The following is a 12,021-nucleotide window of genomic DNA, read 5'->3' on the forward strand; positions in this document are numbered from 1 at the left end:
TGATGCGCATTGCAGGATGGGTTTTGGCGGCGGTTGTGGCGACGGCTGGTGTAGCACAGGCACAGGATCAACAGACCCTTGCGGACATCCGTCAGGAACTGACGGTGCTACATGTGGAAATTCAGCGTTTGAAACGCGAGTTTTCCACTACGGGTTCACCCGCACCAAACCTGTCCGGCAGTTCGGTCCTTGAACGGGTGGATGCCATCGAGGCCGAATTGCAGCGCCTGACCCGCCAGACCGAGCAATTGAACCAGCGGGTGCAGAACATTGTCACCGACGGCACCAACCGTATCGGTGACCTTGAGTTCCGGCTGGTTGAACTGGAAGGCGGCGATTTGTCGACGTTGGGTGAGACCTCGACATTGGGTGGTGACACGGCCACTGTGATAACCGGACCAACAAGTATCGAAACGCCAACGGCGACCGATAATGGTGAACTTGCCATAGGTGAGCGTGCTGATTTTGATGCTGCCTCGCAAGCGTTGGCCGATGGCGATTTCCAGACTGCTGCCACGTTGTTTGCGCAGTTTGAAACAAGCTATCCCGGCAGTCCGCTGGCGCCCGAAGCCAACCTGAAACGCGGTCATGCCCTAGAAGGGATTGGCGACACACGCGAAGCGGCCCGGGCATTTCTGGCCAGCTTCACGGGTGATTCCGAGGGCGCGTTTGCACCCGAGGCGCTGTACGAACTGGGCGCGGCGCTCGGCCGTTTGGGACAGATCGATCAGGCCTGCATCACGCTTAATGAGGTCGGAGTACGCTTTCCTTCTGCGCCAGAGTTTTCGAGCGCTACGCAGGAGATGACCGCGTTGGGATGTACTTGAACCATCACTCCGGCAAACTACTTTCAGACCTGCGCGCCCGGCTACCGGAAACACTTCCGCGCAAGTTGGGGATTGCCGTTTCGGGAGGCGGGGATTCCGTCGCCTTGATGCATCTTTTGCATCAGGTGGCGCAGGATGAGGCCATCACCCTTTTCGTTGCCACGGTCGACCACGGATTGCGCCCCGAGTCCGCGTGCGAGGCCGAAACGGTATCCCGGCAGGCGGCTGCGTTGGGGATGTCTCATGATGCGCTGCGTTGGTCGGGATGGGACGGTACCGGCAACTTGCAGGACCGGGCACGTCAGGCGCGATATGATTTGTTATCCGAATGGGCGAAGGGCCGCAGAATCGATGCCATTGCGCTGGGCCACACCGCAGATGATCAGGCGGAAACACTGCTGATGAGGTTGGGCCGATCATCCGGGGTCACGGGCCTGTCCGGCATGTCGGCTATTCGGAAACAGCGGGGTCTGACGTTGCTGCGTCCGATGCTGGGGATCACCCGTGAACAGCTGCGCTCCTATCTGACTGAGGCTGGCGTAGCATGGGTGGACGATCCTTCGAATCAGGATGCCCGTTTCGATCGGATCAAGGCGCGCGAAGCTTTGGGTGGGCTGGAACCTTTGGGAATTGATGCGCTTTCATTGTCCCGCGTGGCGGATAATCTGGCGCAGGCACACACGGCACTTGGCCTCTGTACGCAAGAATCCGCAGGGTCCGTGGCGCAGGTGGATCAAAGTGACGTGAGGGTGAACCGGGCCGGATTTGCCGCGTTGCCCCTTGAGATTCGGCGTCGTGTGCTGCTGGGAATCCTCTCGTGGATTGCCGGGTCGGGTTATCCCCCGCGTCAGGCGGCAGTGGATCAGGCGATGGATGCCGTTGCGAATGGGCAATCGGGGTCAGTGGGCGGTTGTCTGATTGTTCCACAAGGCGGGAGTGTTTGGATTTGCAGGGAATTTAATGCCGTGAAATCTCAGATCGCGGCGCTCGGTGCTGTGTGGGATGGCAAATGGCGGCTCAGCGGACCGGCAATGATGGGCGCAGAAATCCGCGCTTTGGGCGGTGAGGGGTTGCAACAGGTGCCCGAGTGGCGTGCAACCGGGCGTCCCAGAATAGCGTTGACGGCGACGCCTGCGGTTTGGATTGCGGACAGCGTGCTGGCCGCCCCGCTTGCGGGTCTCGCGAATGGCTGGCATGCCAGGCTTGCGTCAGATTGGCCCGAGTTCCACGCATCTTTTTTATCGCATTGAACATACGACAATCCTCTCTATTTTAAGAGGTAACTTGGCAGCGTCTCACCTGCCGGAACTTTTAGGAGAATTTCCTTGGGCAACGCTCGCAATATCGCGTTTTGGGTCGTTTTGTTCCTGCTCATCCTTGCACTGTTCAATCTGTTCAGTGGACCGGGCGGAACGCTTCAGAGCAACGAGAAAACCTATTCCGACTTTGTCGGTGCCGTCCAAAGCGGTGAAGTCAAGAACGTGACCCTGGATGGTGAACAGATTCGCTATACCCTGCAAAGCGGTGCCAGCTATGTCACGATCAAACCCGGCGACGCCGAAGTGACCAAGCTTCTGATCGAGGAAAACATTCCCGTTCAGGCCGTAAAACAACAGCAATCAGGCTTTCAGTCGTTCCTGATCACGCTGCTGCCTTTCCTGCTGCTGATCGGTGTCTGGGTCTATTTCATGAATCGGATGCAAGGCGGCGGCAAAGGTGGCGCGATGGGCTTTGGCAAGTCCAAGGCCAAGATGCTGACCGAAAAGCATGGTCGCGTGACCTTTGACGATGTTGCCGGTATCGACGAGGCCAAGGAAGAGCTGGAAGAGATTGTCGAATTCCTGCGCAACCCGCAGAAGTTCAGCCGCCTTGGTGGCAAGATTCCCAAGGGCGCGCTGCTGGTTGGCCCTCCGGGTACCGGTAAGACGCTTCTGGCCCGTGCCATTGCGGGTGAGGCGGGCGTGCCGTTCTTTACCATCTCGGGTTCGGATTTTGTCGAAATGTTCGTTGGTGTGGGTGCGTCCCGCGTGCGTGACATGTTCGAGCAGGCGAAAAAGAACGCGCCCTGTATCGTGTTTATCGATGAGATTGACGCTGTGGGTCGTCATCGCGGCGCCGGGTATGGTGGCGGCAATGACGAGCGGGAACAAACGCTCAACCAGTTGCTGGTCGAAATGGACGGGTTTGAGGCCAACGAAGGTGTAATCATTCTGGCGGCGACAAACCGCAAGGATGTTCTGGACCCTGCGCTGCTGCGACCGGGCCGGTTCGACCGTCAGGTCACAGTCGGCAACCCGGACATCAAGGGCCGCGAGAAAATTCTGGGCGTTCACGCACGCAAGACGCCGCTGGGCCCCGATGTCGATCTGCGCATCATCGCGCGCGGTACGCCCGGCTTCTCGGGTGCGGATCTGGCCAACCTCGTGAACGAGGCCGCGTTGATGGCCGCACGCGTGGGTCGTCGCTTTGTCACCATGGAAGATTTTGAAAACGCCAAGGACAAGGTGATGATGGGGGCCGAGCGCCGCTCGATGGTGCTGACGCAGGATCAGAAGGAAAAAACAGCCTATCACGAAGCAGGTCATGCTGTTGTTGGTCTGTCACTGCCGATGTGCGATCCGGTCTACAAGGCGACAATCATACCTCGCGGGGGTGCGCTGGGTATGGTGGTTTCGCTGCCGGAAATGGATCGCCTGAACTATCACCGGGATGAGTGCGAACAAAAGCTGGCGATGACCATGGCGGGTAAAGCTGCCGAAGTCATCAAGTATGGCGAAGATCACGTGTCGAACGGTCCTGCCGGGGACATCATGCAGGCCAGCCAACTGGCACGCGCCATGGTGATGCGCTGGGGTATGTCGGACAAGGTCGGCAATATCGACTATGCCGAGGCGCATGAGGGATACCAGGGCAATACTGCCGGGTTCTCGGTATCGGCTCATACCAAGGAACTGATTGAAGAAGAGGTAAAGCGCTTGATCCAGCAAGGCTATGAACAGGCGCACAAGATTCTGACTGATCAGAACGAGGAATGGGAGCGTCTGGCCCAAGGTTTGCTGGAATACGAAACACTGACAGGTGACGAAATCAAACGCGTCATGAACGGGGAGTCGCCCGGCGACAGTGATGACCGGAACGACAAGTCAGACGAGGGCAGTGCGCCCAGCGTGACAGCCATCCCCAAGACCAAGGCGAAGAAATCACCGCCTGAGGGTGGGATGGAACCTGAACCGACAGCATAATCAGCAAGAACCCGGGCTCTGCCCCGGGTTTTTTTTATCTTTCCATCAGAGCGTTACTGGGCATTATGCGCTGGCAGGCACCAATGGGAAGGGAAGCACGTATGCCGTTTTTGCGGGAAACCGAATTTGCAGCCGAAGTTCTTTGGCTGGGCCTTGTTCCTGCCGGCGAATCGCTTCGTGCCAAGCCCGTTGAGTTGCTGGATCTTGGGTTTGAGGGCGTGAAAGGCGAACGGCACGAAGGTCTGAACCGTGCGTCCTGTGTTCGGGTCTCGAATCTCTATCCCAAGGGCACTGAAATCCGCAATGTTCGTCAACTGTCGGTGCTGTCCTTGGAAGAGTTGCAGCAGATCGCGCAGAACATGGGGCTGGACCAGCTTGACCCGTCTTATCTGGGCGCATCCATAGTGTTGAAAGGTATTCCGGATTTCTCGCACATTCCGCCGTCCTCGCGTCTTCAGGCGGTCAACGGGCTGACGATCACTGTGGATATGGAAAACGCACCCTGCGTATTGCCCGGTCGCGAAATCGAAGCGGATCATCAGGGGTATGGTGCAGGGTTTAAACCTGCTGCCGTCGGACGCCGGGGTGTCACGGGCTGGGTCGAACGTCCCGGGCGCATTCAACTGGGCGATCACCTCAAGCTCTTTGTTCCGGACCAGCCTGCCTGGAGCCCTGAAAATATGCAGGTTTCCGATTAGTTACCGATGAAGTGACCTGACGACGCTTCGCGACGCCAGAATGTCGGAATCCATGGCTAATCAGATTGTACACAAGGGTATGGAATGCGTAGCGCCGACGTTAGACGTCGGTTTTGCACGGTATTCAATCAAGGACCCCGGCCAATGAGCTATAAATCCGACATCGAAATTGCGCGTGAAGCGAATAAGAAGCCGATCCAGGAGATCGGCGCGAAGCTTGGAATATCCAGTGATGATCTTTTGCCGTATGGGCATGACAAGGCGAAGGTGAGCCAGGAGTTCATCAACTCGGTGCAGGGTCGTGAGGACGGCAAGCTGGTGCTGGTGACTGCGATCAACCCGACGCCTGCGGGTGAAGGCAAGACGACCACAACGGTTGGTCTGGGTGACGGTCTGAACCGGATCGGCAAGAATGCGATGATCTGTATCCGCGAGGCCTCGCTGGGTCCGAACTTCGGCATGAAGGGCGGCGCTGCGGGGGGCGGCTATGCGCAGGTTGTTCCGATGGAAGAGATGAACCTGCACTTCACCGGCGATTTCCACGCGATCACCTCGGCCCATTCGCTGCTGTCGGCGATGATCGACAACCACATCTACTGGGGCAATGAATGCGAGATCGACACCCGCCGGGTCGCATGGCGTCGTGTGGTTGACATGAACGACCGCGCCCTGCGCCAGATTACTGCCAGCCTGGGCGGCGTGTCGAACGGGTTCCCGCGCGAAACAGGTTTTGACATCACCGTGGCGTCCGAGGTCATGGCGATCCTGTGTCTGGCCAACGACCTGAAGGATCTGGAAAAGCGTCTGGGTGACATCATAGTGGCCTATCGCCGCGACAAGACCCCGGTCTACTGCCGCGACATCAAGGCCGAAGGCGCGATGACCGTTCTGCTGAAAGACGCGATGCAGCCGAACCTGGTGCAGACGCTGGAAAACAACCCGGCCTTTGTCCATGGCGGCCCGTTCGCCAACATCGCGCATGGCTGCAACTCGGTCATTGCCACCAAGACCGCGCTGAAAGTGGCTGACTATGTGGTGACCGAGGCGGGCTTTGGCGCCGATCTGGGTGCCGAGAAGTTCATGAACATCAAGTGTCGCAAGGCGGGCATTGCGCCCTCTGCCGTGGTTCTGGTTGCCACCGTGCGGGCGATGAAGATGAATGGCGGTGTCGCCAAGGCCGATCTGGGCGCCGAGAATGTCGATGCGGTCAAGGCGGGCTGCGCCAACCTGGGCCGCCATATCGAGAACGTGAAGTCGTTCGGTGTGCCGGTTGTTGTCGCCATCAACCACTTTGTCACCGACACCGATGCCGAGGTTCAGGCGGTGAAGGATTATTGTTCCTCTCACGGGGTCGAGGCGGTTCTGTCGCGCCACTGGGAACTGGGCTCGGAAGGGTCTGCCGATCTGGCCCGCAAGGTTGTGGAAATCGTCGAAGGGGGTTCTGCGAACTTCGCGCCGATCTACCCCGACGAGATGCCGCTATTTGAGAAGATCGAGACCATCGCCAAGCGCATCTACCGCGCCGACGAGGTTCTGGCCGACAACAAGATCCGCACGCAGCTGAAAGAATGGGAAGCTGCGGGGTATGGCAACCTGCCGGTCTGCATGGCGAAAACCCAGTACAGCTTCTCGACCGACCCGAGCTTGCGGGGCGCGCCCACCGGCCATTCGGTGCCGGTGCGTGAAGTCCGCCTGAGCGCGGGCGCGGGCTTTATCGTGGTTGTCTGCGGTGAGATCATGACCATGCCGGGCCTGCCCCGCAAACCGGCCGCGGAAACCATCTGCCTCAATGACGCAGGTGAGATCGAGGGCTTGTTCTAAGCCGCTGAATAAGACATCTCGTGGTCCGGGACCCCCGGGCCATGAGGAGACGATGATGCCCACTCTGACACCGCCGCAGGACTGCCATTCGATGCGGGATCTGCGGGTTCAGATCGACAGGCTGGACCGCCAGCTGATCGGGATGCTGGTGAGGCGCGCAAGCTATATCGACCGCGCGTCTGAGCTGAAGCCGGGCGAGGGCCTGCCCGCCCGCATCCCGGACCGGGTCGAGGATGTGGTGCAAAAGGTGCGCGCCAGTTCGCAGGCGGCGGGGATGGACCCCGATTTGTCCGAAACGCTCTGGCGCATTCTGATTGACTGGTCGATTGCACGTGAGGAACGTGTGCTCGGCCCCGAGTAAAGACCGGGCGCGTTCTGCGCCCGTTTGGGTTTTGAAAGAAGGGACCAAAGGATGGTAGCGCAGGTTATCGACGGGAAGGCCTTTGCCGCCAAAGTGCGCGCGCAGGTGGCCGATCAGGTTGCAAAGCTGAAAGAGGAAAACGGCATCACCCCCGGCCTGGCCGTGGTTCTGGTGGGCGAGGATCCGGCCAGCCAGGTCTATGTCCGCTCGAAGGGCAAGATGACCGTCGAAGTCGGCATGAACTCGTATGAGCACAAGCTGGATGCGGAGACCTCGGAGGCAGAGCTGCTGGCGCTGATCGACAAACTGAACACCGACCCGGCGGTGCATGGCATTCTGGTCCAGTTGCCGCTGCCCAAGCACCTGAACGAGGATCTGGTGATCAATTCGATCGATCCGGCCAAGGATGTGGACGGTTTCCATATCTCGAACGTGGGCCTTTTGGGCACCGGTCAGAAATCGATGGTGCCCTGCACCCCGCTGGGCTGCCTGATGATGCTGCGCGATCACCACGGGTCGCTGTCGGGCATGGATGCGGTTGTCATCGGTCGCTCGAACATCGTGGGCAAGCCGATGGCGCAGCTGCTGCTGGGGGACAGCTGCACCGTGACCATCGCGCATTCGCGCACCAAAGATCTGCCGGATGTGGTCCGCCGCGCCGATATCGTCGTGGCCGCTGTCGGCCGCCCCGAGATGGTGCCTGGCGACTGGATCAAGGAAGGCGCCACCGTGATCGACGTGGGCATCAACCGCATCGAGCGGGATGGCATGACCAAGCTGGTCGGCGACGTCGACTATGCCAGCGCTGCCGAACGCGCCGGCGCCATCACCCCGGTCCCCGGCGGCGTCGGCCCCATGACCATCGCCTGCCTGCTGGCCAACACCCTCACCGCCTGCTGCCGCGCAAACAAACTCCCAGAACCAGAAGGCCTGACCGCCTGATAAACACGGGGGCCGGAGCGTATCCGTCGGACCGGTCCCCTTTTTTTGGCAGGCAAGGTTCCAGCCAAACCGCCCCCAGACCGCCCCATGGGAGCATGGGCAAAGCAGCCTGAATGGGTTTGACAGCCGAACAATTCATGATATCCCTGTATTCCCAGTTGGTTACAGGTGAAGACACTATTGTGTCTGAGGCATTCGGGTTGAGCTATGCTAATTCATGCACAAAAGCGGTATGACGTCTAAAATAAGTATAATCCAGAAGGCATTTTCACCGCAGCGTGTGGCAGCGGGTTTGGCCTTTCTTCCTTTACTTGCATATGCGTTTCCACCCTTTCTTGACTCTGACCTTTCATTTGGACTGCGGCTTGTATTCTGGGCCGGTGTAATGCTCCTTGCTCTGACGGTGACCGGGCTGGTCCGAAAGCTGATGCAGAAGAATTTTGCACTTCTGAACCTTCTGGCACGGGACCTGACATATGTTGTCTTGACCGTGGCGTTGTTCACGCCTTCTTTGTGGATGCTAGCCTGGGCACTTTACATCCTTGGTGGAAGTATGGTGCCAGATACCGAACGGGTTGTCGTGTACGGCGCTTTGTTCGCGACAGGCTTGATGCTTGTTCAGCGTAACGACCTGAATGCCTCGGCCAATACTGAATCCGATCCTGAAAAACCACGCCTTGTCAAACGCTTGCCGCCCAGGTTCAACGGGCAGATCTATCGCCTGACTGTTCGGGATCACAACGTAGATGTTGTCACCTCAGAAGGCACCTTCACGCTTCGGTCGCGTTTCACAGATGCAATCGCCGAGATGGAGCCTGTCCCGGGTCATTGTTCGCACCGTTCGCATTGGGTCATCGACGCATCCATTGCAAGTGTCGAAAGAGAAGGCAGCAAAACCTTTCTGAAACTGGTCAATGGCGATCTGGTTCCGGTCAGCCGGAAATACAAGCCGATGCTGGAACAGGACGGCCTGATCTGAACCTATTGTGGCATTGGCATCATATGCGGATGCGGACCTGTGAGAATCGCCATCGCCTGCGATCCCATGAGTGCCGACAGCACATGATCCGAACTGCGCAGTCCCCCGGTAAAGGTGCCATATGCCGGAAGTATCAGGCGATGATCGTTCAGCAGAAAGGCGGGGCGTGAAATATGACGTCCCTTGACCCTGATCCGGACTTTTGGATGGTAATGGCCGGAAACTTCTCCTCGCGCGGGATCCTGCGCGATATGACGGAAAACAAGCGGGTCACGGTGCCATTCGAATAAATGGGTTCCCCCCAGCTCAATAGGACCGGGATCGTGGTTCCCCTCAATCCAGATCCACTGACGTCCGGACTGTAAGGTCGCGATCCTTAGCATTTCTGATTTTGGCAGCGCCCGGGCAGCCTCAAGATCATCGAAGCTGTCGCCCAGACATACAACGGTTTTGGCGTTCGTATGCCCCAGGTCGTCCTTCAGGCGGTCCAGCGTTTCGCGGCTGTCATAAGGCGGAAGCGAAGGCCCACCACTCCGCGCCACGCGCTCGGATTTGCCCAGATGCAGGTCCGACACGCACAGCAGGTTCTCGTCTGGCCACCAAAGCGCACCGGAAGGCAAAGCACACAGGCGCTGACCTGCAAAGGGAAACCCAAATTCGTTCATGATACGTTCTTGGCCTGTTTCAGAGCCCGGCGCAAGCAGATCAAAGCTGATCCAACCCCGCCGCTTGCAGCAGACGCGCGCTTTCCTCCGCCAGAAGCCTTTCTTCGGCACTGCCTTTCACCGGCACTTTGCCAACCTCCAGAAACAGAGGCGCTGACAGGGGCGAGACACGCTCGAGCCGCACCAGATCAATTCTGTCGCCAATTCGGGCCAGCATTGTTTCGATCCGACCGAAATCGACAAGCCCGCGCATGGCTTCTTCGCGGGTGATCTGCATCAATAGGTGATCGGGATCGTATTTCAGCAAGGTGTCATACAGGATGTCCGACGAAAACGTAGCCTGCCGCCCGCTTTTGCGCTGCCCTGCCATGTTGCGTTCGATCAGACCGGCAATGGTGGCCGATGCACGAAACGTGCGCTTCATAACGGCGTTGCCTGCCAGCCAGGTGTCAAGCCCGTCGCGCAGGGCATCGGGTTGAAGCAATGGGCGGGGATCGGTAACCGCGTCCAGACCCCAGATCAACGTGGCATAGTCCGTGGCGACAAACCCCAGCGGGGCCAAACCGGTTTCCTCCATCCGTTTGGTCAGCAGCAGGCCCAGTGTTTGTTGCGCGTTGCGCCCAGCGAATCCGTAGACGCACAGATGTTCACGCCCGTCGCTGGGAAAGCTCTCGATCAGCAGCCGATCACGCTGGGGCAGGCGGGACATCTGGCGCTGCAAATCCAGCCATTCAGACGTATGAGGGGGAAGCTGTGGCCAGCCCTGTTGGGCGAACATGTTCAGGATGCGGTCGCTGAGTTGCGTTGAGGTTGCGAATTTCGTGCCCGAAAAGGTCGCAATCTTTGGCTTTCGGTCAGCGCGCCGCGTGACTTCGACCACCATCTCGCGCAGCCCCTCATACCGCACGATTTGCCCGCCGATCAGGAAAGTGTCGCCGGGTGTCAGCGAGGCAGCGAACGCTTCTTCCACCTCACCCAAGGGTTTGCCGCCCCGGTTGCGTTTCAGACGAACCTTGAGCGTATCCGTGTCCTGAATAGTGCCCAGGTTCATACGAATTCGCGATGCGGCGCGCGGGTCGCGCAGCTGCCATTGCCCGTCGGCGCGGTGTTGCAGCCTTTGCCAACGATCATAGGCTTGCAGAGCATAGCCGCCGGTGGCGCAGAAATTCAGGCAGGCGTCAAACTCGGCCCGCGTCAGTAGAGCGTAAGGCCCGGCGGATGTCATCTCGGCATACAGATCATCTGCGTTAAACGCCCCGGCGCAGGCGGCAATCAGGATATGCTGGCACAAAACATCGCGCGGGCCGCGACCGCGGGGTTCCCCATCCAATTCATGGGCTTTGGCGGCCTCTAGCGCGGCGACGCATTCGACCACTTCGAAGCGATTGGCAGGCACCAAAAGCGCCTTGGAAGGTGCGTTATAGCGGTGGTTGGCCCGTCCGATCCTTTGCACCAGCCGTTTGACATTCTTTGGCGCGCCGATCTGGATCACCAGATCGACATCCCCCCAATCGATGCCCAGATCCAGCGAACCGGTGCAGACGATGGCGCGTAAGTCCCCCCGAACCATCGCCGCCTCGACCCGCTCGCGCTGTTGTCGGTCCAGACTGCCGTGATGGATACCGATGGGCAGACCGTCATCATTGGCCAGCCAAAGATTGTGAAAGAATATCTCGGCCTGGGCGCGCGTATTGTGAAAGATCAACGTGGTCTTGTGATGCTTGATCTGCTCCAGCACAGCTGGGATGGCATAAGCCGCGCCACCACCAGACCAGGGTGGCATCTGTGGCGTTTCCAGCATTCGGATATCCGGGTCCGGGCCGGGGTCGGCCTGTACAATCTGGCAGGGATCAGGATGGCGGGCCAGAAAGCGGGCAATCGCAACAGGATCTTCCACCGTCGCCGATAGCCCGACGCGGCGCAGATCGGGATTGAGGCGTTGCAGACGTGCCAGCGCCAGCATCAGCTGATCCCCGCGCTTGCTTTCAGCCAGTGCGTGGATTTCATCGACGATGATCCGCTGTACCCCTTCAAACATACGCGGCGCATCCTCGTACGAGGTCAGCAACGCCAGACTTTCCGGTGTGGTCAGCAGGATGTGGGGCGGATCGGCCCGTTGGCGTTTCTTTTGCGTGGCCGAGGTGTCACCGGTGCGATCCTCGATCCGAATAGGCAGACCGATCTCATCCACCGGGGTGCGCAGGTTACGTTTGATATCCGCTGCCAGCGCCTTGAGCGGCGAGACATAGATTGTGTGCAATCCATTGTGATCAGCATCCGCAAGTTCAGCCAGCGACGGCAGAAACCCGGCCATGGTCTTGCCGCCACCGGTGGGCGCAATCAGCAGTGTCGCCGGGCTGCATGCGCGGTCGAACATCTCTTGCTGATGCGGGTGGATGGACCAGCTTTTGGTGGAAAACCAAGTGGCAATCCGTGCGGGAATCTGCGTCATGAACGCAGACTACCCGCCCCGGAGTGGTAATGGC

General features: G+C 59.2%; 10 protein-coding genes. 8 read left to right on the forward strand and 2 right to left on the reverse strand.

Translation table 11 applies throughout. The features are described from left to right. The first annotated feature begins 2 nt into the window (after positions 1 to 2). The 8 genes from ybgF to AC2FLO_RS16015 all read left to right on the forward strand — a co-directional run bounded on the left by ybgF (position 3) and on the right by AC2FLO_RS16015 (position 8,870). Positions 3 to 827: a tol-pal system protein YbgF gene (gene ybgF, locus AC2FLO_RS15980; RefSeq protein ID WP_496753137.1), complete on the forward strand. Its 825-nt coding sequence runs from the start codon at positions 3 to 5 to the stop codon at positions 825 to 827. Continuing rightward, positions 818 to 2,077 (forward strand): tRNA lysidine(34) synthetase TilS, encoded by a 1,260-nt coding sequence (gene tilS, locus AC2FLO_RS15985; protein ID WP_496753051.1) that lies wholly within the window; start codon positions 818 to 820, stop codon positions 2,075 to 2,077. The genes ybgF and tilS overlap by 10 nt, the downstream gene beginning before the upstream one ends. 75 nt (positions 2,078 to 2,152) lie before the next feature. After that, entirely contained in the window at positions 2,153 to 4,069 is a 1,917-nt protein-coding gene (ftsH, locus tag AC2FLO_RS15990; protein ID WP_267367030.1) for an ATP-dependent zinc metalloprotease FtsH, read from the forward strand. Positions 4,070 to 4,170: 101 nt separating this feature from the next. Then, entirely contained in the window at positions 4,171 to 4,767 is a 597-nt protein-coding gene (locus AC2FLO_RS15995) for an MOSC domain-containing protein (RefSeq protein ID WP_496753050.1), read from the forward strand. A gap of 144 nt (positions 4,768 to 4,911) precedes the next feature. Continuing rightward, complete coding sequence (locus tag AC2FLO_RS16000; protein ID WP_480586122.1) at positions 4,912 to 6,588, forward strand: formate--tetrahydrofolate ligase; 1,677 nt, start codon at positions 4,912 to 4,914, stop codon at positions 6,586 to 6,588. A 55-nt stretch (positions 6,589 to 6,643) separates the two neighbouring features. Further along, positions 6,644 to 6,949, forward strand: coding sequence for a chorismate mutase (locus AC2FLO_RS16005; protein WP_480473724.1), 306 nt, complete (start codon positions 6,644 to 6,646; stop codon positions 6,947 to 6,949). A gap of 51 nt (positions 6,950 to 7,000) precedes the next feature. After that, complete coding sequence (gene folD, locus AC2FLO_RS16010; protein WP_496753049.1) at positions 7,001 to 7,891, forward strand: bifunctional methylenetetrahydrofolate dehydrogenase/methenyltetrahydrofolate cyclohydrolase FolD; 891 nt, start codon at positions 7,001 to 7,003, stop codon at positions 7,889 to 7,891. A 385-nt stretch (positions 7,892 to 8,276) separates the two neighbouring features. Further along, on the forward strand, positions 8,277 to 8,870 hold the full coding sequence (locus AC2FLO_RS16015; RefSeq protein WP_496753048.1) for a LytTR family DNA-binding domain-containing protein: 594 nt from the start codon (positions 8,277 to 8,279) through the stop codon (positions 8,868 to 8,870). 2 nt (positions 8,871 to 8,872) lie between these two features. Here the strand turns inward: AC2FLO_RS16015 and pdeM are convergent, their stop codons facing one another. Further along, the gene (gene pdeM / locus AC2FLO_RS16020; RefSeq protein WP_496753047.1) at positions 8,873 to 9,535 is read right to left on the reverse strand and encodes a ligase-associated DNA damage response endonuclease PdeM; all 663 of its coding nucleotides are present in this window, start codon (positions 9,533 to 9,535) and stop codon (positions 8,873 to 8,875) included. A 40-nt stretch (positions 9,536 to 9,575) separates the two neighbouring features. Continuing rightward, a complete protein-coding gene (locus AC2FLO_RS16025) occupies positions 9,576 to 11,987 on the reverse strand; it encodes a ligase-associated DNA damage response DEXH box helicase (protein ID WP_496753046.1) in 2,412 nt (803 codons plus the stop codon). Positions 11,988 to 12,021: the final 34 nt, after the last annotated feature.

Source organism: Ruegeria sp. TASC047 (assembly GCF_059612445.1).